The organism is Pantoea sp. PNA 03-3, from assembly GCF_003201175.1.
GTDB classification, from domain to species: domain Bacteria; phylum Pseudomonadota; class Gammaproteobacteria; order Enterobacterales; family Enterobacteriaceae; genus Pantoea; species Pantoea stewartii.
On the sequence record NZ_QICO01000010.1, the window covers coordinates 1 to 25,882 of the forward strand.

32 protein-coding genes are annotated in these 25,882 nt (G+C 55.5%); 27 read left to right on the forward strand and 5 right to left on the reverse strand.

What is annotated here, in order from left to right:
- Positions 1 to 47 precede the first annotated feature (47 nt).
- The 6 genes from C7433_RS20365 (at position 48) to C7433_RS20390 (ending at position 4,141) form a co-directional block, all read left to right on the forward strand.
- Positions 48 to 995 carry a hypothetical protein gene (locus C7433_RS20365; RefSeq protein WP_110268788.1) on the forward strand — a complete coding sequence of 316 codons (948 nt, stop codon included), beginning with the start codon at positions 48 to 50 and terminating at the stop codon, positions 993 to 995.
- An 89-nt stretch (positions 996 to 1,084) separates the two neighbouring features.
- Positions 1,085 to 1,234, forward strand: a complete 150-nt coding sequence (locus C7433_RS20370; protein WP_033776915.1) for a hypothetical protein — start codon at positions 1,085 to 1,087, stop codon at positions 1,232 to 1,234.
- Positions 1,231 to 1,797, forward strand: a complete 567-nt coding sequence (locus C7433_RS23965; protein ID WP_227008756.1) for a hypothetical protein — start codon at positions 1,231 to 1,233, stop codon at positions 1,795 to 1,797. The genes C7433_RS20370 and C7433_RS23965 overlap by 4 nt, the downstream gene beginning before the upstream one ends.
- 56 nt (positions 1,798 to 1,853) lie before the next feature.
- Positions 1,854 to 2,177 (forward strand): hypothetical protein, encoded by a 324-nt coding sequence (locus C7433_RS20380; protein ID WP_110268789.1) that lies wholly within the window; start codon positions 1,854 to 1,856, stop codon positions 2,175 to 2,177.
- A 711-nt stretch (positions 2,178 to 2,888) separates the two neighbouring features.
- The gene (locus C7433_RS20385) at positions 2,889 to 3,242 is read left to right on the forward strand and encodes a hypothetical protein (protein WP_199227873.1); all 354 of its coding nucleotides are present in this window, start codon (positions 2,889 to 2,891) and stop codon (positions 3,240 to 3,242) included.
- 77 nt (positions 3,243 to 3,319) lie between these two features.
- Complete coding sequence (locus C7433_RS20390) at positions 3,320 to 4,141, forward strand: DUF932 domain-containing protein (RefSeq protein WP_110268790.1); 822 nt, start codon at positions 3,320 to 3,322, stop codon at positions 4,139 to 4,141.
- A gap of 27 nt (positions 4,142 to 4,168) precedes the next feature.
- Here C7433_RS20390 and C7433_RS20395 read toward each other — a convergent pair whose 3' ends face one another.
- Positions 4,169 to 4,705, reverse strand: coding sequence for a lytic transglycosylase domain-containing protein (locus C7433_RS20395; RefSeq protein WP_110268791.1), 537 nt, complete (start codon positions 4,703 to 4,705; stop codon positions 4,169 to 4,171).
- A gap of 768 nt (positions 4,706 to 5,473) precedes the next feature.
- On the opposite strand from C7433_RS20395, the gene C7433_RS20400 reads away from it, so the two are divergent.
- Positions 5,474 to 5,866 carry a relaxosome protein TraM gene (locus C7433_RS20400; protein WP_110268792.1) on the forward strand — a complete coding sequence of 131 codons (393 nt, stop codon included), beginning with the start codon at positions 5,474 to 5,476 and terminating at the stop codon, positions 5,864 to 5,866.
- 24 nt (positions 5,867 to 5,890) lie between these two features.
- Here C7433_RS20400 and C7433_RS20405 read toward each other — a convergent pair whose 3' ends face one another.
- The 4 genes from C7433_RS20405 to C7433_RS20420 form a co-directional block, all read right to left on the reverse strand.
- A complete protein-coding gene (locus C7433_RS20405; protein WP_233255805.1) occupies positions 5,891 to 7,153 on the reverse strand; it encodes a HAMP domain-containing sensor histidine kinase in 1,263 nt (420 codons plus the stop codon).
- On the reverse strand, positions 7,150 to 7,605 hold the full coding sequence (locus C7433_RS20410) for a molybdopterin-dependent oxidoreductase (RefSeq protein ID WP_110268793.1): 456 nt from the start codon (positions 7,603 to 7,605) through the stop codon (positions 7,150 to 7,152). Before C7433_RS20410 ends, C7433_RS20405 begins: the two co-directional genes overlap by 4 nt.
- Positions 7,595 to 8,059, reverse strand: a complete 465-nt coding sequence (locus C7433_RS20415; protein ID WP_110268794.1) for a GNAT family N-acetyltransferase — start codon at positions 8,057 to 8,059, stop codon at positions 7,595 to 7,597. Before C7433_RS20415 ends, C7433_RS20410 begins: the two co-directional genes overlap by 11 nt.
- A gap of 270 nt (positions 8,060 to 8,329) precedes the next feature.
- The gene (locus C7433_RS20420) at positions 8,330 to 9,106 is read right to left on the reverse strand and encodes a response regulator (protein ID WP_110268795.1); all 777 of its coding nucleotides are present in this window, start codon (positions 9,104 to 9,106) and stop codon (positions 8,330 to 8,332) included.
- Positions 9,107 to 9,774: 668 nt separating this feature from the next.
- On the opposite strand from C7433_RS20420, the gene C7433_RS20425 reads away from it, so the two are divergent.
- The 20 genes from C7433_RS20425 to traF all read left to right on the forward strand — a co-directional run bounded on the left by C7433_RS20425 (position 9,775) and on the right by traF (position 25,879).
- On the forward strand, positions 9,775 to 10,203 hold the full coding sequence (locus C7433_RS20425) for a type IV conjugative transfer system pilin TraA (RefSeq protein ID WP_110268796.1): 429 nt from the start codon (positions 9,775 to 9,777) through the stop codon (positions 10,201 to 10,203).
- Between the two features lie 3 nt (positions 10,204 to 10,206).
- Positions 10,207 to 10,512, forward strand: a complete 306-nt coding sequence (gene traL, locus C7433_RS20430) for a type IV conjugative transfer system protein TraL (protein ID WP_110268797.1) — start codon at positions 10,207 to 10,209, stop codon at positions 10,510 to 10,512.
- Positions 10,513 to 10,562: 50 nt separating this feature from the next.
- Positions 10,563 to 11,222 carry a TraE/TraK family type IV conjugative transfer system protein gene (locus tag C7433_RS20435; protein WP_110268798.1) on the forward strand — a complete coding sequence of 220 codons (660 nt, stop codon included), beginning with the start codon at positions 10,563 to 10,565 and terminating at the stop codon, positions 11,220 to 11,222.
- Positions 11,219 to 11,950, forward strand: a complete 732-nt coding sequence (gene traK, locus C7433_RS20440; RefSeq protein WP_110268799.1) for an F-type conjugal transfer protein TraK — start codon at positions 11,219 to 11,221, stop codon at positions 11,948 to 11,950. The genes C7433_RS20435 and traK overlap by 4 nt, the downstream gene beginning before the upstream one ends.
- Positions 11,947 to 13,335 carry an F-type conjugal transfer pilus assembly protein TraB gene (gene traB, locus C7433_RS20445; RefSeq protein ID WP_110268800.1) on the forward strand — a complete coding sequence of 463 codons (1,389 nt, stop codon included), beginning with the start codon at positions 11,947 to 11,949 and terminating at the stop codon, positions 13,333 to 13,335. Before traK ends, traB begins: the two co-directional genes overlap by 4 nt.
- Positions 13,336 to 13,348: 13 nt before the next feature.
- Entirely contained in the window at positions 13,349 to 13,879 is a 531-nt protein-coding gene (gene rfaH / locus C7433_RS20450) for a transcription/translation regulatory transformer protein RfaH (protein WP_110268801.1), read from the forward strand.
- Positions 13,876 to 14,283: a hypothetical protein gene (locus C7433_RS20455; protein ID WP_110268802.1), complete on the forward strand. Its 408-nt coding sequence runs from the start codon at positions 13,876 to 13,878 to the stop codon at positions 14,281 to 14,283. The genes rfaH and C7433_RS20455 overlap by 4 nt, the downstream gene beginning before the upstream one ends.
- Positions 14,284 to 14,355: 72 nt before the next feature.
- Positions 14,356 to 14,607, forward strand: coding sequence for a hypothetical protein (locus tag C7433_RS23970; protein ID WP_233255806.1), 252 nt, complete (start codon positions 14,356 to 14,358; stop codon positions 14,605 to 14,607).
- 385 nt (positions 14,608 to 14,992) lie between these two features.
- Positions 14,993 to 15,532 carry a type IV conjugative transfer system lipoprotein TraV gene (traV, locus tag C7433_RS20465; protein ID WP_110268803.1) on the forward strand — a complete coding sequence of 180 codons (540 nt, stop codon included), beginning with the start codon at positions 14,993 to 14,995 and terminating at the stop codon, positions 15,530 to 15,532.
- A 294-nt stretch (positions 15,533 to 15,826) separates the two neighbouring features.
- Positions 15,827 to 18,499, forward strand: a complete 2,673-nt coding sequence (gene traC, locus C7433_RS20475; protein ID WP_110268805.1) for a type IV secretion system protein TraC — start codon at positions 15,827 to 15,829, stop codon at positions 18,497 to 18,499.
- Complete coding sequence (trbI, locus tag C7433_RS20480; RefSeq protein ID WP_110268806.1) at positions 18,492 to 18,941, forward strand: type-F conjugative transfer system protein TrbI; 450 nt, start codon at positions 18,492 to 18,494, stop codon at positions 18,939 to 18,941. The genes traC and trbI overlap by 8 nt, the downstream gene beginning before the upstream one ends.
- Positions 18,938 to 19,555, forward strand: coding sequence for a type-F conjugative transfer system protein TraW (traW, locus tag C7433_RS20485; RefSeq protein ID WP_110268807.1), 618 nt, complete (start codon positions 18,938 to 18,940; stop codon positions 19,553 to 19,555). Before trbI ends, traW begins: the two co-directional genes overlap by 4 nt.
- Positions 19,552 to 19,815: a hypothetical protein gene (locus C7433_RS20490; protein ID WP_110268808.1), complete on the forward strand. Its 264-nt coding sequence runs from the start codon at positions 19,552 to 19,554 to the stop codon at positions 19,813 to 19,815. The genes traW and C7433_RS20490 overlap by 4 nt, the downstream gene beginning before the upstream one ends.
- 55 nt (positions 19,816 to 19,870) lie before the next feature.
- Positions 19,871 to 20,599 (forward strand): hypothetical protein, encoded by a 729-nt coding sequence (locus tag C7433_RS20495; protein ID WP_110268809.1) that lies wholly within the window; start codon positions 19,871 to 19,873, stop codon positions 20,597 to 20,599.
- A gap of 59 nt (positions 20,600 to 20,658) precedes the next feature.
- Positions 20,659 to 20,910: a hypothetical protein gene (locus C7433_RS20500; RefSeq protein ID WP_019104688.1), complete on the forward strand. Its 252-nt coding sequence runs from the start codon at positions 20,659 to 20,661 to the stop codon at positions 20,908 to 20,910.
- A 307-nt stretch (positions 20,911 to 21,217) separates the two neighbouring features.
- A complete protein-coding gene (locus C7433_RS20505) occupies positions 21,218 to 21,559 on the forward strand; it encodes a hypothetical protein (RefSeq protein WP_088900843.1) in 342 nt (113 codons plus the stop codon).
- Positions 21,556 to 22,548 (forward strand): conjugal transfer pilus assembly protein TraU, encoded by a 993-nt coding sequence (gene traU / locus C7433_RS20510; RefSeq protein ID WP_110268810.1) that lies wholly within the window; start codon positions 21,556 to 21,558, stop codon positions 22,546 to 22,548. The genes C7433_RS20505 and traU overlap by 4 nt, the downstream gene beginning before the upstream one ends.
- A 57-nt stretch (positions 22,549 to 22,605) precedes the next feature.
- Positions 22,606 to 23,226 carry a type-F conjugative transfer system pilin assembly protein TrbC gene (trbC, locus tag C7433_RS20515; RefSeq protein ID WP_110268811.1) on the forward strand — a complete coding sequence of 207 codons (621 nt, stop codon included), beginning with the start codon at positions 22,606 to 22,608 and terminating at the stop codon, positions 23,224 to 23,226.
- Positions 23,223 to 25,088 carry a type-F conjugative transfer system mating-pair stabilization protein TraN gene (gene traN / locus C7433_RS20520; RefSeq protein ID WP_110268812.1) on the forward strand — a complete coding sequence of 622 codons (1,866 nt, stop codon included), beginning with the start codon at positions 23,223 to 23,225 and terminating at the stop codon, positions 25,086 to 25,088. The genes trbC and traN overlap by 4 nt, the downstream gene beginning before the upstream one ends.
- The gene (gene traF, locus C7433_RS20525) at positions 25,085 to 25,879 is read left to right on the forward strand and encodes a type-F conjugative transfer system pilin assembly protein TraF (protein ID WP_110268813.1); all 795 of its coding nucleotides are present in this window, start codon (positions 25,085 to 25,087) and stop codon (positions 25,877 to 25,879) included. Before traN ends, traF begins: the two co-directional genes overlap by 4 nt.
- Positions 25,880 to 25,882: the final 3 nt, after the last annotated feature.

Below are 25,882 nucleotides of genomic sequence, written 5' to 3' on the forward strand. Positions count from 1 at the left end.
GAACTCACCGAAACATGGATAACAGCAACCGACAGAGGAGAACCAGCATGAACACACACAACGTCAAGACCGCCGCTTCTGAATCTACCGAAACATGGGTGAAACAAAAATTCGACGTGCTTCTGCTCCTGCGTGCAGACCGTCTGCTCACCCTGGCGCAACTGGAAGGCAATCTGATGATGTACCGCGCCCTGGCCGCGCTGGATGCGTTCGGTCCGGATCACCTTGATGACCTGTTATCTGATGTCCGGTACGCGGCAGAACGCATCACGACGATGCTTGATGAAGGCGATATCGCCACCCCGGTTGCGTACGAGCTGGCAACGTCCGTCCTCTCGCTGATCTTTGAAACTGTGCCACCACAAGAGTGGGACGGGATGGACGTGCCTGACCTGCCCGATCTGTCGTGGCTTCAGGAAAATGCCCCGCTCCAGCGTGAGGCGCTGCGTCAGTCGTTTATCGAGGCGGCGCGCCCGTTTGGCCTTACCGTCAGCGGTCGCATGGAGCTTCCTGACGACGATTTCTATCCCGGCACGTACTGGTGTGACGCGGAAGTCTCCCTGGGCTGTGCGGACTCTCTCCCGGAGGCGATGGAGCTGCTGGTAAAGGCAGACCTGAGCGGGGACTGGAAGCTGGATGAACAGGGTGGGTACGATTTTGAACCGCACATCGCCACCATTACTGATATTGCACGCCGCGTGGTGCTGTGCGGCAATGCCCGCACGCTGGAGTGGGCCGTGCCGGAAACCGATCCGGCTGCGTTCGAACGTATTGCGGCACAGAAACAGGCGCTGCGTGAGCAGGCCGCTTACGAGGCCAGCTGGGACAACCATGCGACGGCCCGCCAGCTACGTCAGGAGGCCGACATGCTGGATGTGAGCAGCGTTCATGCCGTCTGGCAGAACCATCCGCACGTGGCGGAAGCGCTGCGGGAATATCAGCATCCGTCCACGCGTCTGGACGAAACCGAAATCATGGAGGGCATGGAGTTTTAGGCGCAAAAAAAGCAGGGTTGCCCCTGCTTTCTTCACGGCGGGTAGCTGTAACTACCCGCCACATCAAAATCCCACTCGGAGCAACGAATATGAATTTTGACCCGCAAATCGTCGCACAGGCGGCGCTGTTTGTAAACGCACTGCGCAGCGGCCAGCAGGCACACGTACCGGCAATGCCGTTCAGGCTGTGGCCCGTTTTTATCGGCTGCGTCAGGCTGATGATGAGGGCCAGCGCATGAGCCAGAAAAATCAGGCAGTAAATGCCGAACTCATGCGCGTCACCGAGGACGACATTGCGCGCGCGCTGGGCCAGTACTGCGTCATCACCCTGGACAACGGTGACGAAGCGTTTTACATCCACGGTCAGTTTATTCACAGCACGGAAGGGGCGAATGATGATCCAACCCTGAAGGAAATCGCCAGGCTGTCGGCCCGCGCGGGATGGCAGGCGCTGAACTGCATCGAACTGCCGGTGCCGGAATCCGGTGAGGTCTGCTGGTCAGACATCGTGGAGCAGCTGGCCCGCCGCACGCCTTCTGAGGAGGTGAGGGCCACGGTGACTGTAACGGGTTGCGAAACGAAGCGGGGCAGGGGGGTGCATTTCTGTGGTCATCCGTTGCTGAGTGGCCACAATGCGAATATGTGGTTTCCGGTGGCAAAGGAGGAGTCGTGGTTTGAAGCGGTTGAGCGCGTTCTGGTCATGAACGGGCTGGCCGAAAACCTTTGCAGTCTGGAGCCGCTGCGAAAAGGCAGCGATTACAACGACTGGCGTGCCATTTATAACCGCAAAGTGCGAATCTGACGGGGCAGGGCCGGTTGTTTCCGGCCCTGCTGTCACTCACTCAGGAGAAGTTCCCGATGCTGAAAAACACCCCATCCGCTCTGGTAACGCCCACTGTCGTTGCGTCTGCGGAATCACTGAAAATAGCCGACCTCGATGACCTGGCAGATTACGCGCTGCATCCGGTTCCGTGGGAAATAACCGACGTGACCTGTAGCGCTGCGGCGGCAGTCGTCACCTTCGCCCGCTGCACAGGGCTGGACAGTAAAAATGACCTGGCAGAAACGGCCATTACCGATCTGCTGGCAAATCTTATGCACCTGTGCAGCGCTAAAGATCTGCCGTTCTGCGAGCTGCTTATCCGCGCCGGTGAGCATTTCAGGGATGAAGCCGCAGGCTGATTCCGTGCCGTGCAGGGCGCAAACCCTGCAGGCCCTTCGGGCCGGGCAAAACCCGGTGCTGACGCACCGGCTCCCTCCCTCCGCGTGCTGTGACTCTGCGGGCCAGCTTCACCACCCTGATACGTAATGTGACCATTCTGGCCAGTATTTATGCCAGAACGGGTATGGCCGGTTGAGTTTATGGCCAGCTTCCTCTGCCTGACGAACCATTTTCGCCTTTTCAGAAGCCACAGCCGGGACATGGCCCCCTTCGGCTCCTGCCCTGGCGGGCAGTCGTCAGCCCTACTCCGACAGGCGGCGGAAAAGCTGCCGCCCGTCTCCGCCGAACCGCAAAGGGCCGCGTTTCGGGCCTCCCGGCTAAGGTCTGATGGCTGAGGTCAACGGCTGCAACCGGCTGTCGCCGGTGCGTTCACCGGGCGCGGCCGCGCCCTTTAAGGCCGTCACGCCGTTCCGTCGTGCCGCAGGTGTTCATGCTCATGTTATCCCGTGCGGCTGTTCTGTTCCGGTGGCGCACCGCGGAGGGCTGACAGTACCACCGTCAGCTCAGACAATCAGGGGTGAAATGCACTCAGCCAAAAACTTTACGCATACCCCCGCAAAAACTTTTTGTCTTCGCCCCTGGTTGTCCTCACTTCGCCGGCGCCACTTTGCCCTTCGCCGCGATGAACTCACCGAAACATGGTTAACAGCAACCGACAGAGGAGAACCAGCATGAACACACACAACGTCAAGACCGCCGCTACTGAATCTACCGAAACACGGGTTGACGGGACAAAAGTCAACACCGGACTGACAGCAGATCAGTTTCAGGATCTCAGCGAATTCATCATCGACAACGGCACCTTCTGCGGGCCGGGCGGGGTGACCTGGCAGGAGCTGGCGCTGTTTAAAGAAATCACCGACCCGTCAGAAGACGGTGAGCCACGCAAAATTTATGTCTGGGAGGGCTGGCCATACGCCCTTTATGAATTCGACCTGGGCTACACGGCTATCAATTACGCGCGGACCCGAAAAATGATCGCCTGGTCCCTGGAAAACGCGGGGAATAAATCAGCGCCGCGCTGAGAACGTGATACCTGATGCCGGGTTTAACCCCGGCTGTAATTCTGCAAATTATTAACTCACGCTGAGAGGTCATTATTATGGTCAGTTTTGCAAGCCGTTATGCTCAGAAAACATCTATTCGTGAAAACCGCCCGCTCACCAATGATGAGCTGATGCGCTACGTTCCGAGCGCGTTTTCCGTTGAAAAACATGAGTCGCGTTCAGACCGTTATACGTATATTCCGACGATTACCCTGCTCGACAAACTCCGCTCCGAAGGGTTCGAACCTTTCTATGCAAAACAGTCCCGTGTGCGCGACCAGAACCGCCGGGATTTTACCAAACACATGATCCGCCTGCGTCGCGGAAATAACGGCAGCGGCAAGGAGGTGCCTGAAATTGTTCTGGTAAACAGTCATGACGGTTCCAGCAGTTACAAAATGATCCCCGGTATTTTCCGCGAAGTCTGCACCAACGGGCTGGTCTGCTGGAAAACGTTCGGGGAAATCAGCGTGCCGCACAAAGGCGATATTGTCAGCCAGGTGATCGAAGGCGCGTATTCGGTTCTCGATGTGTTTGAAAAAGTCGAAAATAATATCGGCATAATGAAGGGGATCGAGCTGGATAAGGCAGAAAGGCTGCTGCTGGGCCAGCTGGCGCTGGAGTACAAATATGAAGACAAGGCACCGCCGGTGACCGCCGAAAATATTATTCACCCCCGCCGCTGGCATGACAAAGGCACCGACCTGTGGACGGCCTTTAATATCGTTCAGGAGAATCTGGTAAAAGGTGGCCTGTCGGGGCGAACTGAAAAAGGGAAGCGCACCACCACGCGCCCTGTTAACGGCATCGACGGCGACATAAAATTAAATCAGGCGCTGTGGAAGATGGCGGAGGAATTCGCGAAGCTGAAAAGCTGAAAAAAGTAAACCCCGGTTCGCCGGGGTTTACTTTTTGGCGGTGCCGGGATCATTCCGGCTCAGCGTTAATGGGGGCGATGTTTCTTGTGGCGCGCCCTTTATCATTTTTGCATAGACTTCATCCCTGGCCACCAGAACGCGGTAGATACTTTTAATTATCGCCGCGTATTCCCTGCGCTGTTTGATCAGTTTCGGGTTCGGGCCGGTGTTATACATGCCGACCGTGTCCCATGTCCTGCCATACTGCTTAAAGTTCAGCGCCTCGATCCACGCGCCGGTATAAATGCAGATGCAGGGATCGGCCAGTAATCTTTCTCGCGTAATATTAAATTTTTTTAATTTGGGAAAGTTGGCGCTGTTAATCTGCATATTACAGACGTCCGTGCTTTTATGCGCGCTCCTGTCATTAACCGCGTTATTACGCATACGTGATTCCTGAATGGAATGCGCCATGAGCAGGCGCGGATCGATTCCGAAATCATGTCCGGCTCTGGTGAAACACATATCAGGTTCAGCCTGGGCGCTGAACGCGGTAAAAAAGACGACGGCGGTTAACCACTTCATATTTAATAAGTCTCATATGCGCGCGCAGAATGCGCTGTGATTTGCCTGATAAAAAATACTCTCCCAGATCATCCCGTGCAAGATAATTCGTTACAGACGCGCACTGTGCGCTTGCGGATGGGTTTCGGAACCGGTGCGGGGTTTATTTAAATTTAAGATAAGGCGGTTATTTCACAAGCCGCTTTTACAGTTTTACTATCATCACACCCCACGCAAGATTTCATCTTGCCGTTTTGTTTTTTAAAAACATGGCGTTATGTTCTAATGTAAATGTTTTTTTGAATGTATACCGGAAAATGTGTGCTAATACACACACAAATGAGTGCCTGATGGTGTGTTATTACAGTGCTGATTGGTGTGCTTATTAAGTGCCGCTTTGTGTGTTAATAAGGCACTGTAACAGGCACTGTATTGTGTGTTAATTGTGTTTAATTTTTAAATTCAGTAGCTTATAGCTGATTTATACACATGTGGTGCCTGACTGACACACATAATAAAGGCTATATGGTGCCGGAACAACACACATAAATTTTCATAATTTTATCTATTTTCAAGTCTCTTCAGTTGGTTATATACTTAAACGATGCTCTAAAGTGCCGGATGGACACACATTCAGGAGGCCAGTAGAAATTATTACACAGTGCCGGATTGACACACGCGGAGAAACTGCAAGATAATTTTCGATGCCGCTGAATGATATCAATGCAATAAACATAAAAGAATTTTATAAATTTAATTTTACAACACAGGAAATTATACGGGTAGATTATGGCCAGAAGGAATGTTTATTTCAGAGAGAAAATTTTAAGGGAGGTCGATGAACTTGTTCAGATCGAAATCCAGAACGGTGCCACACACGGCGAAGTTAATTTTTCCTCCGAAGTGGGTAAGCTCGTTGAGATAGGGCTAAGAATAAAAAAACTTCAAAAAGATGGAGACAGGTTCGATCAGGAAGGCTTTAACCGTGAACTCATACGTAAAGTAAGTGGAAGCCGTGAAGGTATCAGCATTCTCATAGCTATGATCTCTGAAATCTACCTCCATATGCGAGGAGATAATACCGAAGACAGGATAGTAGAAATGCTGGATGAAAATCTGAAAGCTATGAACAAAGCGGAAGTTGAAGCGGAAGGACGGTATTATCTTCAGGAGGATAAATAGAGCAGGGGCCGGTTGCCCCTGGCGTTAAGTATTTATCGGAATAAAAACGGTAAAAACTGAGCCTATGCCTGGTTCTGACCTGACTTTTATTTTCCCGTTCAGCGCTTTGACGTGGTTTTTTACAATGGCAAGTCCCAGACCAATGCCCTGCCTTGTTTCTGCCTTTATACCCTGATTGAACGGACGAAACAGAAATGGGAGTTTATTGATGTCAAATCCGGAGCCATTATCACTGACCCGTATCACCAAATAACGGTGAGATCTTTTCACATAAATCCTGATGGTCCCTTGAGTAGTGTTCTTGTTGGCATTATCCAGAAAATTATGGATGATTGACGTCAATTTTCCCATATCAGAAAAAATCATGCCTTTATGGGGGTGTATTCGTGTTACCAGTCGGTTACCGTGCTGTTCATTAAATAATGAGACGGCTGCTACCATAAGTGACTTTAGTGTAAAGGATGAGTTTTTAAGAGCCGTATTTCCGATTTCAATTTTAGAATACTCCATAATTTCTCTGGTTTGATGAAAAAGTTTATTTGTATGGAATATGATTTTGCTGAGATATTTTTGCGTGTTGAATGCATCGTCACGCGGGTTAATCATGTCTGCTGACATCTGAATTTTATGGATTGAACCTGAAAATTCATGATAGATAGTTGAGATGAACATATTTTTTTTCTTTATCACTTCTTTCAGTGTAAGGACGTAGTAGCACACAAAAGCGGCGAAGAAAAAAAATAAAAACAGGACGCAGAGCGCATACAGCTCTGCTAAGCCTGTGTTGTCTGTTATGAGAAATTTCATACCATGGAAGTTATTAATCTGAATCCTGTAGATGACCTCCTGAATATCTTTCATGGTTGGCGTCATGACTTCGATTTGATGCAGTAACGCTTTCTGGCGAATTTTGCCCGGAGGCATTGATGAATAGATTTCTCCCAGTTTTTTGCTCTGCTCCTCAAGAGTTTTTACGTCTGCAGAAAAGTGTTTACTGAAATAAAATGAATTGCTGTCTCTGGATTTAAAATTGAGCACGTTTACTTTTGCATCAAATATTTCCTTCTGCAGTGGGAATGCATCAGGTTCGTCCGTTTCGTATACCGCAGTCCGCATCCTTTCAAAACTCAGAAAGAGCACCTCGCCTGTTGAGTAATTATCCAGATTCGGGTCTAGCTGGTTATATTGATGCCTGATGGCATTGAAGTGAGAAACCGTAAGATACATGCTTACTGCCATGAGTGAAGTCAGTAACAGACATATCAGAGTAAACTGTTTCCCTTTCACTGGACCGCCTTCACTTCAGAAATCATCCATACCGTTTTGGCATTGATGTCTGCTCTGGGTAGTTCCGGGTGCTCATCGCGTGGAAAGATGACTACGTAAGGCCCCATATCCGAAACAGGCAGGTTTTTTCCGTTTTTACGGTAGGCCAGTATGGCATGGTATTTCAGCAGCTCTTTCACTGGCACGGTGTAGCTGTACTCATCCAGCGCAAAAAAACGCAGTGCTTGTGCTTTAATGCCGTACTCATCAAGGAAAACCTGAAACGGAACGCCGGTGAATGTGGCCTTCGGCGTAAAGTTGGTTCCTGTGGTGATGCTGGCCACTGGCATTTTCTCAAGGTCAGCGGTCGATACAGTTTTAACAGTATTACCGTCAACCAGCTTGAAGCTGTCTGCCAGCGCCACCGGACTCAGCATTACACTCATTACCAATGCAAGGATTTTACTCGTCATCTCTTCGATTCCTTTTCATAACCAGCTGACCGAACTCATCCAGACCTTCCGGCTGCCAGCCGTTCTTTTTATAAAACTCAACAGCACGGGAATTACTGTCTGTGGTCAGTTCGATCTGTTCTGTGCCTTTATCGAAAAACCATTGTGTCACGCGTTTTATGAGTTCCGTGCCGATATGCCTGCCCTGGTATTCTGGCCTGACAAACAGGCCACCTATCAGGGCGTGGGTAATGTAATTGATCTGGTCATCACTAGGGATGTAAATGCCAAATCCGTAGCCAGCATATTCCTCTCCGACGCGGCAAATCCATCCCCCTCCCTGAGCAATATCATCCAGTGCCTGCTGGCGCTGGAGATACTGGATCTGGTGGGCGTGAACAAGATTCTCATTAACCGAAAAACGGATGTCATAGACCTCTTTAAGATGTTCGGCGCTGAGCTTAAGATATTCCATTCAGGACCTCCTTAATCACTAACTTTTTCCAGAAAAAATAAGGGATGCAGTGTTTTTTGTCAGCTATTAAATAACCTCAATATCATTGAAATTTTATAATCCTGCGGAGTGGTTAATCTGGTCCACATATCGTTACAAAGATGAGTAAATTCAGTAACCATACTTAAAGCCGATGTGTTTATGTTCTCCTGATTGTCAGACACAAGCCGAGGCTATGGCGTTACATAACGGATCAGACCATCTTCAACGCCTGAATGTTGAATCCCGTAATCAGTAAAAAAGGTGAGAAATCAGGATTGATGAAATGATTGTCACTCTTGACGGCTTTTCCAGGATTTCTACGCCCTGTTTAGCTATGATTTCACCTATTTCATTTTCATGCTGATCCAACTGGGCCGTTAAAATGATTATGGGAACAGCTGCGTTGTTAGCGCGGATAGTTTTAATGATCTCGCCTGCGTTTTCTTCGTAATCCAGAAGCCAGTCCACAATATAAGCATCATAAAAGTGCCGCTTGACGTGCTCAAGCATTTCGAGCTTATCCCTGAAGAGAGTTGCCTCGATCCCAAACCGGTTTGATACTGATTTCATCAGATCCAGGATCTCAGGGTCGTTGTCGAGAATGGCTATACGTGGAGCAGGCAGCACTTCGAGGTTTACAACTTTTTTCAACGATCTGTGTATCCGGTTAGACGTAGGATTGACTATCCAGTACTCGCCATCTTTATAAGCATAGTTCACCCCGGCCTCTACTTGCTCAGCATCTTCACTTTCGACTTCAATGTTACATCGCATATGTAAGTCATTGACGATAAAAATGCCGTTGTACTGAGGGCGTTTATTGTAGGCCTCACGGAAATATTCGTGTATTTTTCGTACTTCTTCGAACCGAATACCTCTCTTCCCATCCAGCTTCTGTTTCGCACTCTTGTACTGGATACCCAGTATCCCAGCCATAGTGGTGGCCTGCTTCCTTTTCTCAATGCCTTTTCTATCAAACAACTCCAGTACTTTCTCAAGATTTTTGTTGTTGTCTTCCACGGCCATTTCCCAGTCATTGTGTTCAGGCTGACAGTACTTTATGCCTGCACTTGAAAATTTGTCTTTATTTGGGGAAATGATACACGAATGAAGAGGTTTTGAGGATGGTGAAAGCTCTGCAACTCATTAAATTATATAGACTTTATTATGTCGTCATAAAAAGTTAACTTTAAATCCTCAAAAACAACTCAAAATGGGTCTTCACAAAATGTGCTGACTTAAAGTATAGTTTTGTAAACGCCACGCAAGGCAGCATCTACAGCCTATCGCCTAAGCTGAACGATGATGACTTGCACAAAGTTACGGATGCCACGCCAGCTTGTTCAGGCATTAAAAATAAAAAGAACCTCTAAATGAGTATCTTTTGAGTACTTTTTGGGGTGTAGTTGCAGCGCTGAGGTTTTCTTAAGTACTTACCGCCTGCAGACGAGATGCATGTTGAGTCTGAAAACTAGGAGTGACAGCGGTAACTAGCGCACTTATCGTTTTATAAAAATATTAAAGCCAACACCAGGGCTTATCGACTGAACGCCAGTTCATTTATATTTTCTACACACAGCAGGAGGTCAACCACCCGGAATCCATTTCTGGCATTACCCGTTATATATCTGAAAACCGCATATGTCATTCAGTTGCATATGTTCTTTTCGATCGTCTCATACAGGATTAAATAAATGCACGCTGATAAATTCGTTTCCGGGGAACCGGCTGACGTGGCGGTAGCATTGCCTGAACGCCCCAAAGTGCGGCCAGGTAATTTCATTCAGTACACCGCCTCTCGTCTTAAAAATCTTCGTTTCACCCATCGTAAAACCCTCAATAAACCCGACGCCGCCGCAGTGCAGAAAACGATGTTTTTTGCGCTCATGCTTGCGGTCGTCATTGTCCCGCACGTGGCCAGCGCAACCGACCTGATGGCTACGCAGACCGGGGATGCCACCGATACGTTCGGCCTGAACAGTACCGTTCTGCGCTGGATTTATATGGGCGAAATTGTGATGTCCCTCGTGGGCTTCATCAAAACCCGTAATCCGCTCATCTTCGTCGGTCTGGTCATCATGCTGGTCATTTCCCGCGCCCTCTACGGAATGATCGGGGCCTGACCGATGGACGAGCGGGAATCAGCCAGATACCGCTTCCCCGAAACCCTCAATCAGCAGAAACGCTGGCTGGGTCTTCCGCCCGAGGAAGCGTGCGTGCTGCTCACGTTCGGGTTAATCGGGTTCTTCTGTAACAACTTTGTCACCATGCTCTGCATCAGTGCCGTTTTCTGGATGGGTATCCGTCACCTCAAGAAAGGGCAGGGGTCCTGGTGGCTCCTGAATCTCCTTTACTGGTATCTGCCCACCCTGTTTTTCAGGGTGCGGTTTCTGCGTATCCCCGATTCCTGTAACCGACACTGGATGCAGTAAGTCTCATGCCGCCCTTTCGGGCGGCCTTTTCCCCGCAAGCGGGAGGAATAATGAAGCTCGAGGTTAAAGAATCACGCGACCGCCTGCTGGCCCTGCTTCTGCTCACGCTCAGCGGTCTGCTGATTGTCAGCGTTCTGGCCAACTGCATTACCGGTTCGCTGGCCTGGTACTGTTACTGGCATCAGCGGACCATAACCACGCCGATGGTCTATGACCGTCCCTTTTCATCGACCATGGACGGCGGGGATGAAAATCTGTACAGCATGCTGGCCCGTTCGCTCATCAGCCTTCGCCTGAGCGTTACCCCTGAAACCGTGGACAGACAGCATGCGCGGCTGTTGAGCTGGGTGCCGCCGGAAGAGCGTTCTGCGCTGAAGAAAGCGCTGGTCATTGAGGCGAGCTACATAAAGAAAAACGGTATCTCCAGCGTTTACAGCATTGAACATGAAGCCACCGATCCCAAAACGGGCGACATCATCGTGGGCGGCACGATACATGCCAGCACCATGAACGGCACTGTGGCGCTGAACCAGCCCGGAGCTGTCCGGACCGCCACCGCGAATGGCGTCTCCAGAACCGACCTGCCCGACGAGAAAAAAGCGTACCGCCTGCACATTCAGTACGACAACGGGCTCATCCGCCTGACGGCGTTCCCTGAAGTGGCCTGGCCTGCCATTTTCAACAACGATGATTCCGGGACAAAACCATGAAAATCTCCCTGACTGCCGCACTGGTTGCCGGTGCCTGCCTGTCGCCCTGCGCCGTCGCCGCCATCAGCGGACCTGCGGGCACGGTTTTTGATAACAATGCGCATCTGCGCTCAAAGATGAGCCTCACCAGTCCCAACAAGATCATTATCGACGGCGAGCTCATCACCGGCGTGTCGGGTCCGGACGGCGCGTTCACGCAGCAAAATACGGCTGACGGCGCGCTGCTGATTACGCCGCTCACGTCGCACGACTTCACCATCTTTCTGGAGACCGCAGACGGCATCGGCCTGTCGCTCGACGTGGTGCCGGAGAAGGGTAACGGGCGCACGCTGCTGCTCATACCGGCCCGCACCCGTCTGAAACCAAATCCGGACGCGAAGGCCTGGGAGGAAAGTCAGCCTTTTCAGAAAACCCTGGTGGCACTGGCGCGCACTGTGGTGAACGGCGGCGTACCGGACAACTACACCGAGCTTTCCGCCTCGCAGGGGCCGGACTACGCGCCGGCCGCAGGCGTGCTGCTCACGCCGGAGCGCCAGCTGGCAGGGGCGCATTTCCGCGTCATGCGATACCGCATGAAAAACACCGGCTACGTCACCCGGGCCCTGACGGAGAGGCAGTTCTGGCAGAAGGGGGTGCGCGCCGTGATGCTGTCCACCCGTACGATTTATGCGGGCGGAGAGGGCTATGTCTGGGTGATTTTTTCCACCGATGAAGGGGGTGCATCGTGAGCAACATCAACACCGTCACCCGCCGCCGTCAGTGGCTGATAGCAGGCGGAGCACTGGCCGCGATGACCGTTACCGGCGGCGGCGTCTGGTTTTACAACCAGCATCAGGCTGCGCTGAAGCACCAGGCGGCGCATAAGCCTGCCGACCTGACCGGTACGGGACTGGTCACGCCCAGCTTCACCGACGCGGTGACAAACTCCGTACTGACGCAGCAGCAGAACAAAACGGCCGGGCTTGAACAGGGGCTTAAGGATCTCAACACTAAAGTCGACGGACAGGCGGCCTCGCTTGACCGCAAGCTGGAGCAGATCACGGCGGCGCTGGACAAACTTCAGTCACAGGGCAGCCATTCTTCGACGCCGGCTGGCGCCACCGGCACGCCGTCTGGTCCCGGCTCATCGCAGAGCGGGCCGGTTCCGCTGGGACCCGCCGGACCGGCGCAGTGGCGTATCACCGATCCGGCAGGCGGTCCCGCCAGTGGTCAGGGCAGCCGTTTTTATCCCGGTCAGGCCCAGGGCACGCTGCCCGCTGCTGCCGCATCGCAGACGGGCGGGCTGATGCGGAAAACCTTCACCTACGCCTCGCTCAGCCGCAAGTGGCCGCATCTGCCCTGGATTTCGTCCGGCTCATTTTCACAGGCCGTGATGATCGAGGGGGCCGACGCCAACGCCAGCGTGACCGGCCAGCAGAACACCACGCCGGTAGTCCTCACGCTGATAGGCGATGTGTCTATGCCCAACGGCAAAACTTACAACATGGACCAGTGCCGCGTCACCGGTGAAATCTACGGGGACATCTCCAGCGAGCGCGGCGAGGTCCGCACCAAGAACATCAGCTGCAACCTGAAAAACGGGGACCACATTGATATGCCGTTTGAAGGGCACGTGGCTTATCAGGGCAAGCAGGGCATTCGCGGCAAGCCGGTGATGCGTAACGGACAAATACTGATGAACGCGGGCGGCGCAGGCTTTCTGTCAGGCCTCGGGGACGGCTTCAAGTCGGCGGCCACGCCCATGGTGGGCCTGGGCGGGGCGACCACCATCGGTGCCGGCGACATCCTGAAACAGGGCTTCGGCGGCGGTGCCAGCAAGGCGGCCGACACGCTGAGCCAGTATTACATCAAGCGCGCCGAACAGTATCACCCTGTCATTGATATCGGAGCCGGCAACGCCGTGACGGTGGTGTTTCAGCAGGGCTTTCGCCTGAAGACCATCGAGGAGCAGGAGGCTGAGAAAGACAAACAGAACACCTCACAGGTTCAGGTGCAGGAAACGGCAGCCAACACGCCTGCGGTTAACGCTAACGGCAGCCGCCCGGCGGTGCTTGACCCCAATGAAGTACTGAAGCAGGCCAGCCAGCTCCGGCTGGGTGACACCATCAACTGACAGGAACACGCCGATGAAACAGTGGTACGTACTGCAGACGCTCTTTGGTCAGGAAAAACGCGCGGAAGCGCATCTGATGAACCAGAACGTGGAGTGCTGGTTTCCCCTTTACACCGGCCGTCGGCTGGCGGACGGGAAGGTTACCTCCGTGAAGCCCACGCCGCTGTTTCCCGGCTACGGCTTTGCCTGCTTCGATCCGGAAAAAATTCACACCACGACCATCAAGGCCACGCGCGGCGTCTCGCAGATTGTGCGCTTTGGGGAGCGTCTGGCGGTCATGAGCGATGAGCAGATCACGGTGCTGAAGGCCGGTGCGGGGCAGGTGGCTCAGACCTGCGAAAAGCCGCCGGTGCACGGTGACACGCTTATTCTCGAAAGCGGCGTGTTTGAAGGGTTTGAGGCGGTATGGCATGAGCCGAAAGGCGCAAAGCGGGCCATCATGCTGATCACCCTGATGGGCAAGATTGTCGAACTGGATATGAGAAAAGTGCGCAATGAAGGCATCCGGTTCCGGTTCAAAAAAAGCGGGGAGGTAAGGGTATGAACCTCAAACCCATTGAATACGACACTAGGGAACGCCGGACAGCTCTTCTGCTTACGTTTCTTATGCTGGCGCTCAACCTCGGCACTGTTGCCATCATGCTTGAATGGGAAGTGGGGCCATCCGGGGGCATAACGTGGCAGTTCTGGCAGATACTGTTCCTGCCTGCTTCGTCCACGCTGGCCATCCAGCTGCTTTCTTTCGGCAGCAGGTTGAGTATGGTCCCTGTTTTCTCAGGATTCGTCACCTGGCTCATTATACCTGTGGGCTGGCTCGTTGAAGTTGCCCGAGCCGGTCAGCTTCAGGTGGCCAGCAAAGCATTCCTTTATACGGGACCCTGCTCAGGGGTTCTGCTTTCGTTCGTCGCTGCCGTATTTGTGCATATGTTCGAAACGAGACGCCGGTAAACGGGACGGGGCAGCAATGAAAAGATTCAGTTTCAGTATGCGTGTGCCACTGCGGGTTAAGGAGTGACAGGTATGACGACTGGTAAGGTGTTAAATAACCGATCATCGAAGATCATTGAACTCCTGCTTTCACTTCTCTTACTCGCGGGGTTTGGCGGGGTACTGGCGGTGTTCGAGCTGTATGTGTGTCCGAAGATAGTCCATTCCAGACTCGCAGATAAACAGCAACAGGTTGGCTCGCTGGCGATGGTGAAAAACAACTGCCACGGCTTCTTTAGCCATGATGACGATGTTTCTGTGCTGGTGTTGACCAGTGCGTGGTGACAGTCAGCGGTTGTGTGAACGCGAAACCCGGCACAGCGGTGATGGAGCCGAAAACCACTTTATTAACAGACGGTCGGGACATCGGTAAATACTGGTGTGTTAATGATATTTGTTATGAGCGAACAGACAAAGAAAACGACTGAGGAACCCGGCATGTTTTTCTGAGGCGCTTTTTCGTGAACGCGTCAGTGCTTCTGCCGGGCTGTGTCGTTCATCTGTCTGCGTAGCGTGTGGCCGGGTGCGGTAACGCCCCTGGCCCCCAGTCGCTGCTCAGCAGCCTCGCCCCCGGCCAGGCTGAATCCGTTTAATCCGACAGGCCATTCTCACCGCCACTTTTTACATTCATACCTTTATCCGCGGCGCTGCCGCACCAGAGGACTTCACCATGCAAAAACTCTTTGCGTGCGCACTGCTGTGCGCGGCGCTCACCGGCTGCGCCGGTATGAACACCGACTTTGACTGCAATAAAACGGCAACGGACCAGTGCCTGTCCATGAGCGAGGCAAGCCATCTGGCCGCGCAGCACAAAAGCCTTGATGACCTGAGCGGGGAAAATGCCTCCGGCCCAAAGCCTGCCGCTGAGCCGCTGACCGTACCGGTGAACGTCAAAAGCACCGACAGCCCGGACCGGGGTATCAGCGTGGCAGGTACAGCCACAGTCCCCCATACGGGCAACGGGACAACGGCAGGCCGGAGCCTGACGTCACCGCTGCCTGCCTACAGGCCTGTCAGCGCGGCCACGCCGGAGGCTGACAGTGGCCCCGGCGAAGTGGATGCACGCCGCACGCCGGATGTGACACAGCGGCTGTGGATCGCGCCCTGGGTGGATGACCAGGACAGCTTTCACCAGCCCGCCGTCGTGGAATTTGTGAAAAACCGGTCCCGCTGGGACCAGGACTACCGCGTGATCAGCGAGGGCAAGTGATGAAGCGTTCTCCTACATACATTATTTCCTGTGATCGTCTTCATACGTCCTGTACCGGACAGGGGCGGGGGCGGGTTGTCTGGCTGACCCGCCATGCGCCCGCAGGCATGGCGTCGTCGAAAGCGATGCTGCTTCAGGCAGGGCTGTATCAGGTAAATAAGCCCTGCAGTCATCTGTATGCCCCACTCTCTGAGGCTTACGAGAAGTGCCATACCAGAACGGGAAAGCGCTTCTGGCTGTACGCCGCCGTAAGAGCGCTGATGACAAAATTTCGGGTGAGGGAGGAAAGGCAGCATGGCAAATAAATGGCTCGATCAGCTCGCGGGAATTCTGGAAAGCGGCCGTCAGGTGAGCGGTGCGAAAGAGGCCTCGGCGCTGCTGCAGCAGAATTTCAGCTATCCCTCGCTCAGCAGCCTGCTGCCCTGGCGCATGTACGACGGGCAGAGCGACCTCTACATCAACGGCCGGTCTGTCGGATTTATGCTGGAGCTGTCTCCGCTCATCGGCGCAAACCAGCAGGTGGTGCAGGGCCTCGACGCGTTGCTGCGCGAAAAGCTGCCCCGTAAAACGCCCCTGACCGTGATGATGGTGGCCAGCAAGTGTGTGGGCGGGATGCTCCAGCAGGCGCTCAGTACCGACATGTGGAAGGGGCCGATGGCACCGCGGCTGAACGCCATTGCGCGGGCCTACTGGGAGCGGGCTGCGCTCAAAGGCTTCACAAACAAGCGTGATTATCCGCTTTTTCTGCGCAACTACCGCGTGTTCCTGGTCTACGCCCAGTCCGGACGGGGCGGCATCAGCGGCATGGATGAGGTGAGCCGGGTGCGCGACAGCGTGACCATGGCCCTGAAAGGAGCCTATATGGACTGCCGCCGTATCCAGCCCGGCGAGTTTCTGTCGGTAATGCGCGAGCAACTGAACTACCGCCCTGGCCAGGTAACAGCCAGCGACAGCTACTGGAACCCGGACCAGGAGCTTCACCGCCAGGCGGTGCACCCCAGCACGGAGCTTGAGGTGTATCCCGGCTACCTGCGCATGCTCACCGCGCGCCAGCCCGAAGACCGCCGCCTCGACGAGGATGACGATTCGCTGGTGTCAGCCACGCGCATCGTCAGTATGCAACTGAGCGCAGCGCCGAAACAGTTCGCGCTCTGGCAGGGTGCGGACAACCTGCAGAACATGCGCTTTCCCCAGCTGGGCATTCCCTGCCCGTTTATCCTGAGCTGGACGGTGGCGGTGGAGGACCAGATGCAGAGCCAGAATGAGGCCTTTCGCAAAGAGCAGGATCTGGCCAAAAAGGCGGCCAGCACCTATGCCCGCCTTTTCCCCGGCGTTGAGCGCTCCTATCACGAGTGGAAGGAACTCCGGCAGGGCCTCAGCACCAACGAAATTTCCATGTGTGACATCAACTTCAACCTGACGCTCTTCACGCCGGACAGCGACAAGGAACAGCAGTTCTGTGAGGTGAAGGCTACGAACGTGTTCAGCAAAAACGGTCTGCAGATTTCTGCGCCCAAGATGATGCAGTTGCGCAACTGGCTCACCACGCTGCCGTTTATGATGCAGGAGGGGCTGTGGGAGGACATGAAACGCATGGGGGCCACGCTGCGCTGCAAGACGTTCAACGCAGCCAACATGATGCCGGTGGTGGCGGAGCGGCAGATGTCAGAGAAGGGCAGCCCGCTGCCGACCTACCGCAACCAACTGGCGTTTTTTGACATGTTTGAAAAGAAAAACGGCGCGACCAACTCCAATATTGCTGTGACCGGCACTACCGGGGCAGGAAAATCCTTCTTCATTCAGGAACTGCTGCGCCAGGTACTCAACTCCGGCGGATACGGCTGGGTTATTGACATGGGGGAGAGCTACAAAAACTTCTGCCACCAGGCGGGTGGGGTGTATCTCGACGGCGCGTCACTGCGCTTTAACCCGTTTGCCAACATCACCGACATCAAAAGGATGGCCGAGCGTGTCAAAGGTCTGCTGGCCGTGCTGGCGAGTCCGGCAGGCGAGCTGGATCAGATCAGTGAGTCGGTGCTGCTCAAGGCGGTTAACGCCGCCTGGGAAGCGAAGCAGAACAAAGCCCGTATTGATGACGTAGTGAACTACATGAAGTCGGATGCGGTTCAGAAGGAGTACGGTCAGCAGCCGACCATCATGAACCGCATTCACGAGCTGGTGCTGCTGCTTGACCAGTGGTGCACGTGGGGAACGAACGGAGAATACTTCAATTCCGACAACCCGACCCTCAACAGCGAGACACGCTTTGCGGTGCTGGAGATGCTGAGCCTGGAAAGCCAGCCGCATCTGCTGTCCGCCATTTTGTACTCACTGATCCTGGCTATTCAGGACAAGATGTATCACTCGTCGCGAAAAATCAAAAAACTGGCGGTTATCGACGAGGCCTGGCGCCTGTTCAGCGGCCACAACCCCCACGCGGCGCGCTTTATCGAAACGGGATACCGCACGGTGCGCCGCCACATGGGCGCCTTCATCACCATTACGCAGGGCATCAGCGACTTCACCGGCCTGCCGGAGCAGCCAGCCCCGTCGGCTGCGGCTGCGGCCTGGACCTGCTCGGGTACCAAGGTGACGCTGCTGCAGGATAACAAGGCGCTGACGACCTACCTGAATGCCAACCCGGATCAGTTCAGCGAAATGGAAACGGAGATTATCCGGGGCTTTGAGGGCGCCGGCGATACCGGCTTCAGCTCGGTGATGATGTCAACCGGCAAGAACACCTCGTTTCACCGCGTGTTCACCGATCCGGTCACCCGGGCCATGTTCAGTTCAGAACCCAGTGAGTTCCAGTACATGGCGGATGCGCAGAAGGCAGGGGCCACCAGTGAAGAGGCGGCCTACATGCTGGCCTCTGAGCCGTTCAAATTCGGCGAGGAACTGTCAACGCTGGAGCTGTGGGCGGGGCTGAGGAAGCCGGAAAGCCAGAAGGAAAAACACTATGCATGAGGACAAACAGCCTGTGAGCGAAACATTACCGACAGCTGCGGCCCGTGAGGACTCAGGACGCCTGAAGGCTTGGATGCGGTTGTGCTGCGCAGTGTTGCTGGCGGTGGCCTGTGCCGGTATCAGCGTACTGGCCTGCCGGCTGGCGCAGCCCGATACCGTGGTGTTTGATATGCGGGGAACGGTTAACGCGTTCAAGCAGCAGTCCGCACAGATGACGCTGACGCCTGAGCGGGCCGCCTCGCTGACGACGCGCTTCAATAATGCCCTTCAAAGCAGCCTGGCAGACTGGCAGCAGGCACATAACGCGGTGGTACTGGAGAAGGGCGCAGTGGTGAGCGAAGTACAGGACATTACGCCGGTGATTCAGGCCGACATTGCCCGGCAGATGCAGGGGGCACAGCCGGCCGGAGGCACGCCGGACCTGAGTGGAGCGAAACCATGATACGACAGCTGGGTGCGCTGCTCCTGGCTCTGGTGGTGTGGCCTGCATGCGCGAAAGACCTGGGCACGGTCGGTCACCTGTTTCCGATCGCCGAACCCGACCTGCTCGACTTCATCGGGCAGCGGCTCAAAACCCTGCGTGACAGCGGGGAACTGGACCGCCTGCAGCGCGAAGCCGTGGCGCGGGTGAAGGCCCACGCGGTTCGCCCGCCGCCCGTTGCAGGACTTACGCCCGCGATCAAAGACCGGGTGTACCGCTACGACCCGACCTTTACCGTGGGCGAAACCATCCGCGACATGAGTGGCCACGTCATCGCCCGGGCCGGGGAAAAAATCAATCCGCTTGACCGCGTGCCTTACAGCGAAACGCTCTTCTTCATTGACGGCGACAGTAAGGTGCAGATGGGGTGGGTCCGGCAGCAGATAAAAGGCCGGCAGAATTTCAAGGTCATCCTGGTGAAAGGCAACATTCACGATACCAGCATTGCGCTGGATGAACCGGTCTACTTCGACCAGTACGGTACGTTAACAACAAAATTTGGCTTTGAGCACACGCCGGTGCGCATCACGCGCGACGGCCGTGCGCTCAGGGTCGAGGAGATAGCACTGAAATGAGACATGAAACGCTCCCTTTTTCAGCTGCGGTGCGCATGAACGAGCAGGACAAAGAGGAACTGCGCAGCATGACCGGCGAAAACCCCATGTATTCCGAGTCAAAAATTATCCGTGCGGCCATCCGGTTCTTTGGGGCAGTCAGCGAGGATGTCCGGCGGGACGTCATTATTGCCTCGCTGAACAGAGAGGATGTGCGGCAGGTCATGCGCCGGCACGGTATCTGTGTTCCGACAGAGATGGACAAGGCATCGCTCGAATGAGTCACAACTGTATTCATGGAGCACCAGATTTGACCTGTGAACCGGGAGGCATCAGGTGGAAAAACTACAAGTGCTGTATGTCGCGGGTGGGCTTCCCTTCACCCTGTGGGTGGCCTCAAACTTCAGAAAATTCATACGTAAGCAATCGAACAGAGCGCTGGCACTTCGCGCAGGCGGACGAAACGCACCACGGTATGCTGAAGCTGAGACAGTCATTACACCGCGGTCGTTTATAACACAGCGCGATGTGCATTCGGGCTGGCTGCAGGAGGCATGGCCACTGCAGCAGGTCAGCATCCTCTGCTGGGGCTCGCCGGGTACGCTGCAGCGGGAAATACCTGATGGCCTGCGCCAGCTTGCCCGCTCACTCAGAAAGGAAAGAGGGACATTTACGGGCGGGAAACTGGGCAAAGAGGGGGTTTTACGCTGGCAGATGGAGTCTGATATTACCGCAGAAAGCCCATCATTTTTTGGTCCCGACGCTTTCGGGGGCAGAGCGCAGCCCGGGGCCTATACGCAGGTTTTCGGTCCTTACATGCCGATGCCTGACAGAGAGGCAGTGGTGGTTCTGCTGCAGGGTACGCACCAAACAGCCCCTGAAACGCTGCCGCATTTTCTGCGGTCCGTGGCAGAGCAGATTGAAAAAGGCATCCTCCAGTATGGTGTTAACGACGGTTATACCGGCTGGGCTTTTATTTCCTATCCATCAAAAAAAGCACGCTCCTCACATCAGGCCGGGACTGACGATGACTGGATGGCGGGAGCTTCGCTTTATCAGAGGTGATGCGCCTTCCGTGTTAATCCGTACTAGGCAGGGCAGGCCTTATTAAGGAGTCATGAATCATGATTGTGGCAAAGATCCTTCTGGTGACAGCAGGTATCGCAACCGTGCTGTGGATGTTCTGGATGATAATTTTCGGTAAAAGCGCACCTGACATGCAGGCAGACACGTTTCTGACCAGAAAAGCAGGTGATGACAGCAGCACCACGTCGGTCGTAATGATGAGCGGCCCTGACAGTGGAGGGCATAACGGAGGCTGTAGCGCCCCCGATGCCGGCAGCGACTGCGGTGGTGGTGACGGAGGCAGTCACTGAGTCTGACTCATCCTGCGTCCCTGCACTTCAGGCGGGCTGAGCCTTTCGTAGCCAGCTGACACAATTTTCTTAAGCGGAGTTCAAATTATGGACAGGTACAGCATTGTAATGACCCTGGCAATGGCGGTGTTTTTTGCCACCGTTCTGGCCATAAAGCATTTCGCGTGAGTGTCTGAAACCTTCCTTCCCGCTGCACGCAGGCTGTTCGTTCCTCGCCCTGCTGCGGTACGCCTCAGCCTGCACACCGCGGGCAGGCCTGATTAACTGATGCGGGCAGCCCCGCAGCCCTGTTTCCGGAATCTCATTTATGACAAACCATGCTGACATCTCAGCCCGTGAGGTCGTGCGCGATCGCTGGGGCCACTGGACTCATCCTTTCTATTACTCACCACCCGACAACAGAGAGTATGCGCCACCGTGTGCATTTCATGACTGGCTGAAGACGCACAGCCTGCAGTCGGCCACGTCGTGGATGGAAAACGACGTGGAAAACTGGCAGATGGAGCGCTACTGGAAAACCGGCGACTGCAGCGACTGGATGCCGGTGAGTCCGCCCGGCGAGGGCTGGTTTACCGGCAGCATCCATGACACTGACGACGGTCCGGTCTGCGTCTGGCTCCGTCCGCTGACGGCAAAGGCTGACGAATGAAACGATTACTTCTGATGCTGTGCCTGCTGCTTTCCATGACGGCCGTCAGGCCTGCCATGGCAGGAGGCAGCAACGCCGGCGATGGCCGGTGGGTAAATCCCATCAGCGACGTCTGCTGGAAGTGCCTGTTTCCCATGACGCTCGGCAGTATTCAGCTGGCGTCTGGCGCACACCCCGACACGCCGAACCCGTCTATGCCCATTCAGCTGTGCCCCTACGGCATCTTTTACCGTCTGGGGCTGGCCATCGGCTTCTGGGAGCCGCTGGCGCTCACCGACGTTACGCGCGAACCAGGCGTGATGGTCAACATGGGCGGATTCAAAATCGACCTAGGGCGCACCGGCACCGGGACCGGAGGGCAGAGTGACAGGCCCGCGCCGGGGGCCTTCTATCACGTGCACTGGTATAAATACCCGCTGCTGTTCTGGCTGAACATCATCACCAGTACCGGCTGTATGCAGACCGGCGACATGGATATTGCGTACCTCTCGGAAGTCGATCCGTTGTGGAACGACAGTACGCTCTCGATGATCATCAATCCGGAAGTGGCGCTGTTCAATAACCTGCTTGCGCAGGGGGCCTGTGCGGCGGACTCCATTTCGTCCACGGCGGGCATGCCGCTGGACCCGCTTTTCTGGTGCGCAGGTGCACAGGGCTCGATGTACCCGTTCACGGGCTATACCAGCAACGAGTTTTCACCGCTGGAGGCGTCCCTGCTGGTGACGGAACGCATGGCCTTCAAGCTGCACCGCGAGGGGCTGGTGATGGAGACGGTCGGGGCCGACACGGCGGTCTGCTATGAATATCCGTCCCCGATCATCCCAAAATCGCGATGGCGCTATCAGATGGTCAACATGTATCCCGAACCCGGCGACTGCCATCCGTTCGGGACCTCGACGCAGCTGTGGGGCAGCACCCACAACAGCCCGGCCACGAAAAAGAACTTTGGCTATCTGCTCTGGCGAAAGCGTAACTGCGTGTACCTCTGAGGGCCCGCTGACGCAGCGCGTCGCCCGGCAGAGCATGACTTATTCAGAGGATTTTCCATGAAAACTTTCCTGATGACGGTGCTGGTACTCGGTACCGCGCTCACGTTCGCCCGTGCGGCCGAACAGCCTGCTGCCGGTCAGAACGACGTGGCCTGGATGAAACAGCAGCAGCGCGACCTTGAGCTGTTTAAAAAGCAGCTTCAGGGCACGAATATCGCCCTGCCGGATGCGCAGCAGGGGCGGGTGACAGGGTTTCAGAACGAGATAGCCGCCGCTCAGGAGGAGCAGAACAGCGCCAGCCGCGACGCGCCAAGGGCCGTTTACTTTGTGAGCCTGGGTATTCCGCAGGAAGGGCTGCTGCCGATGCTGGAAGATGCGCGGCGCTTTGGCATCCCGGCGACCATTCGCGGGCTTGTGGACAATGATTTCCGCAAAACCGCCTCGATGATGTTTGAGCTGTCGAAAAAGGACAAACAGGCCGGCGTTCAGATCGATCCGACACTGTTCAGGCAGTACGGCATTAAGGCCGTACCGGCACTGGTGGTGACCTGTGGCGCTGAGTTCGACGTGATTTACGGCAGCCTGGAGCTGAAACAGGCGCTGAAAGAGGTGCAGCAGCATGGTGACTGCGCCGGTACCGCCGCTCAGCTGCTGCAGGCCGGGGAGCACCCACGATGAAACGGTTCTGGCTGATTGTGTTTCTGCTGATGAGCGGCATCCGTGGCGCGTATGCCGATGCCAACAGCGATGCCTTTAACGATGCGAGCGGTTTTGCTCAGGGGAATAAACATCAGGGGACGTCGGCGGCCAGCGGGACTGACCCCGCTTCGGTCATCCCCGGCTACACCCCGAGCCCTTCACAGAGCAGCAACTACGGGGGCGTGCGGGGCGGTGACGGCGGGATAGCGGACAAAGGTCAGACGTCGCTCAGTCAGAATGAAGCGGGGCAGACGGTGAATGATTCCAGCACGAAAAACCCCGCTACTAAAATCGATCCGAATGCGGACTTTATCCAGAACGGTAAAAATGCCGAGGCGAACGGCGGCAGTATCGTGGACGGCACCGGTTCGCAGTGCAGTGAAAAGGTCGTCTCCAAGTCGGTCTTTGAAAACTACAGCTGTGACAGAGACGTGAACCAGATTCAGACCTGCGCACGCACCGCAAGCATCCAGGTGACCGGCTCTAAAGAAACCTACACCACGCAGTTTGTGATGGACGCAAGGAACTCATCAGGCAACGACGAAGGGGACTGGTGGGTCCGGTATGACTTTACGGCCCCCGACGACGGAACGCTGAGCAGTGGAAGCTGGCTTTTTCAGCAGCCAGACTCACCAGACTATCACGGTGGCGGATTTACTTTTTCAATGCAGTCTTTAGGACAGTCGATCACATTCGACCTCAACAATTCAGGCGCTTTCTCCATTGCGTCACAGCATGTCAGTAAGGGGCAGATCATATCCATGAGGCTCCGGTGGAATTCTTCTGGCCATAACGACAGTTACCGCGATGGACTGAAGAGGGCACTGGCAAACGGGAAGTACGTTGCAAGGATTACGCTCCCCATGACGGCAGAACGGGACACCACATCGTCACGGGTTGTCTGGACCGAAAGCTGTCCTTTTGACAAATCAACGGCAACCAGCAGCGCGGGCTCGCAGTGCGTAGATCCGGGCGGGAACCGCACCATTACCCAGAACGGCCGGGATTACACCCAGTACAGCGACTGCTGGCAGTACTCGGACGCCTATGTCGTCCCGGTGAACTCGACCGGCAACTGCGACCAGCTCATCAACAACCGTAACTGCACGCTGGCCGGGCGAAGCTGCTCACAGTCGGAGGCCGGGGCCTGTATGCATGAAAATGACACCTACCAGTGCCAGACCGTGTACCAGTCAGAGGGGCAGTTGTGCGGCGGGCAGTACTTCTGCCGCACCGGCGACTGCAGCGAAACGGACGGCGCGGGAGACAACGGCTTTGACATGTCTGTGTCAAAACTGGCCGGGCTCGCCTCGGCGGGTGACGACGTGAAAAACGGCAGTCAGATCGACATCCGGGCCTTCACCGGCCAGGCCATGTCGTGTCGCAAGGCCGTTGCCGGCTTCTCCAACTGCTGTGTGGACACCGGCTGGGGCAACAACGCCGGGCTGGCGCACTGCAACAGCGAGGAGATGGCCATCGGCAAGGCGAAGGCCAAAAAGGTCACGGTCTACGTCGGCGACAAGTGCGACCACGCGGTACTGGGCGTCTGCGTGCAGAAAAGCCAGGTCTACTGCGTGTTCGGCAGCAAGCTGAGCCGCATCATTCAGGAGCAGGGCCGTCGTGATCAGCTGCACGTTGGCTTCGGCAGCGGCGACTCACCTGACTGTCGCGGTATCACCGTGCCGGAGCTGCAGTCCATCAGTTTTGACCGGATTAACTTCCAGGACTTCTACAGCGACCTGATGGCCAATCAGAAAATCCCGAATGCGTCAGTGATGATTCAGCAGGCAAAAGACCGGGTTGCGGCACAGGTTCAGGCTCACCAGGGAGATAAAAAATGAGAAAACTGCTGTTTGCCTTTCTGCTGATGACGGGCGCGGCGGTGGCGGATGACGGGACGCCCGCCGATGCGGTTGTGCCGCCCGCGAATCCGTTCACCGGCTGGCACTGGTACAACGAGCCGAAAAAGCCGCCTTCGCGGCCGGCCCCCCGGACACGGGCAGCACCGCCGGCGATACCGGACTTCAGCCGGCTGTCCCCCACTGAGCAGGCAGACGTTCTGAAGGGCTACACCCGGGAGGCGCTGGCGAACGCCATCCTGCATCCCACGGCGGAAAACACGGCGACCTTCCTGCGCTGGCAGAAGTTCTGGACCGATCATGCCTCGATGTTCAGCCAGTCGTTTGCGGTGGCAGAGCTGGACCATCCGGATCTGGACTACAACCTGGAGCACCCGCACTACAACAGCACCGCGCCCCTGCAGCAGGCAGAAGACCAGAAAGCGCAGGCCACGGCCATCAGCGAGATTGCCGGTCAGTACGGCCTCTTTTACTTCTACCGGGGGAAAGACCCGATTGATGCGCAGATGGCGGGCGTGGTGGCGGACTTCTGTAAGCGTCACACCATACGGCTTATCCCGGTCAGCGTCGACGGCATCGTCTCGCCCCAACTGCCTGAAAGCCGCCCGGACACCGGACAGAGCGCCCGAATGGGCATCACGCACTTTCCGGCACTGTTCCTGGTCGACCCGGTTGCCAGAACACAGCGCCCCCTGGCCTACGGCTTTATGACCCAGGATGACCTGGCCAAGCGTTTTCTCAACGTGGCCACCGGCTTTAAACCCAACTTCTGAGGA

Bases quoted from the DNA above. Each gene is read 5' to 3' on its own strand.
- C7433_RS20455 (WP_110268802.1), top strand. From the start codon at position 13,876: ATGAACCTCAAACCCATTGAATACGACACTAGGGAACGCCGGACAGCT.
- C7433_RS20380 (WP_110268789.1), top strand. From the start codon at position 1,854: ATGCTGAAAAACACCCCATCCGCTCTGGTAACGCCCACTGTCGTTGCG.
- C7433_RS20500 (WP_019104688.1), top strand. From the start codon at position 20,659: ATGATTGTGGCAAAGATCCTTCTGGTGACAGCAGGTATCGCAACCGTG.
- traK (WP_110268799.1), top strand. From the start codon at position 11,219: ATGAAAATCTCCCTGACTGCCGCACTGGTTGCCGGTGCCTGCCTGTCG.
- C7433_RS20385 (WP_199227873.1), top strand. From the start codon at position 2,889: ATGAACACACACAACGTCAAGACCGCCGCTACTGAATCTACCGAAACA.
- C7433_RS20395 (WP_110268791.1), bottom strand. From the start codon at position 4,705: ATGAAGTGGTTAACCGCCGTCGTCTTTTTTACCGCGTTCAGCGCCCAG.
- traU (WP_110268810.1), top strand. From the start codon at position 21,556: ATGAAACGATTACTTCTGATGCTGTGCCTGCTGCTTTCCATGACGGCC.
- C7433_RS20400 (WP_110268792.1), top strand. From the start codon at position 5,474: ATGGCCAGAAGGAATGTTTATTTCAGAGAGAAAATTTTAAGGGAGGTC.
- C7433_RS20365 (WP_110268788.1), top strand. From the start codon at position 48: ATGAACACACACAACGTCAAGACCGCCGCTTCTGAATCTACCGAAACA.
- C7433_RS20415 (WP_110268794.1), bottom strand. From the start codon at position 8,059: ATGGAATATCTTAAGCTCAGCGCCGAACATCTTAAAGAGGTCTATGAC.
- traF (WP_110268813.1), top strand. From the start codon at position 25,085: ATGAGAAAACTGCTGTTTGCCTTTCTGCTGATGACGGGCGCGGCGGTG.
- C7433_RS23965 (WP_227008756.1), top strand. From the start codon at position 1,231: ATGAGCCAGAAAAATCAGGCAGTAAATGCCGAACTCATGCGCGTCACC.
- C7433_RS20410 (WP_110268793.1), bottom strand. From the start codon at position 7,605: ATGACGAGTAAAATCCTTGCATTGGTAATGAGTGTAATGCTGAGTCCG.
- traW (WP_110268807.1), top strand. From the start codon at position 18,938: ATGATACGACAGCTGGGTGCGCTGCTCCTGGCTCTGGTGGTGTGGCCT.
- traV (WP_110268803.1), top strand. From the start codon at position 14,993: ATGCAAAAACTCTTTGCGTGCGCACTGCTGTGCGCGGCGCTCACCGGC.
- rfaH (WP_110268801.1), top strand. From the start codon at position 13,349: ATGAAACAGTGGTACGTACTGCAGACGCTCTTTGGTCAGGAAAAACGC.
- C7433_RS20370 (WP_033776915.1), top strand. From the start codon at position 1,085: ATGAATTTTGACCCGCAAATCGTCGCACAGGCGGCGCTGTTTGTAAAC.
- C7433_RS20490 (WP_110268808.1), top strand. From the start codon at position 19,552: ATGAGACATGAAACGCTCCCTTTTTCAGCTGCGGTGCGCATGAACGAG.
- C7433_RS20435 (WP_110268798.1), top strand. From the start codon at position 10,563: ATGAAGCTCGAGGTTAAAGAATCACGCGACCGCCTGCTGGCCCTGCTT.
- C7433_RS23970 (WP_233255806.1), top strand. From the start codon at position 14,356: ATGACGACTGGTAAGGTGTTAAATAACCGATCATCGAAGATCATTGAA.
- C7433_RS20390 (WP_110268790.1), top strand. From the start codon at position 3,320: ATGGTCAGTTTTGCAAGCCGTTATGCTCAGAAAACATCTATTCGTGAA.
- C7433_RS20420 (WP_110268795.1), bottom strand. From the start codon at position 9,106: ATGGCCGTGGAAGACAACAACAAAAATCTTGAGAAAGTACTGGAGTTG.
- trbI (WP_110268806.1), top strand. From the start codon at position 18,492: ATGCATGAGGACAAACAGCCTGTGAGCGAAACATTACCGACAGCTGCG.
- traL (WP_110268797.1), top strand. From the start codon at position 10,207: ATGGACGAGCGGGAATCAGCCAGATACCGCTTCCCCGAAACCCTCAAT.
- C7433_RS20425 (WP_110268796.1), top strand. From the start codon at position 9,775: ATGCACGCTGATAAATTCGTTTCCGGGGAACCGGCTGACGTGGCGGTA.
- C7433_RS20505 (WP_088900843.1), top strand. From the start codon at position 21,218: ATGACAAACCATGCTGACATCTCAGCCCGTGAGGTCGTGCGCGATCGC.
- traN (WP_110268812.1), top strand. From the start codon at position 23,223: ATGAAACGGTTCTGGCTGATTGTGTTTCTGCTGATGAGCGGCATCCGT.
- traC (WP_110268805.1), top strand. From the start codon at position 15,827: ATGGCAAATAAATGGCTCGATCAGCTCGCGGGAATTCTGGAAAGCGGC.
- trbC (WP_110268811.1), top strand. From the start codon at position 22,606: ATGAAAACTTTCCTGATGACGGTGCTGGTACTCGGTACCGCGCTCACG.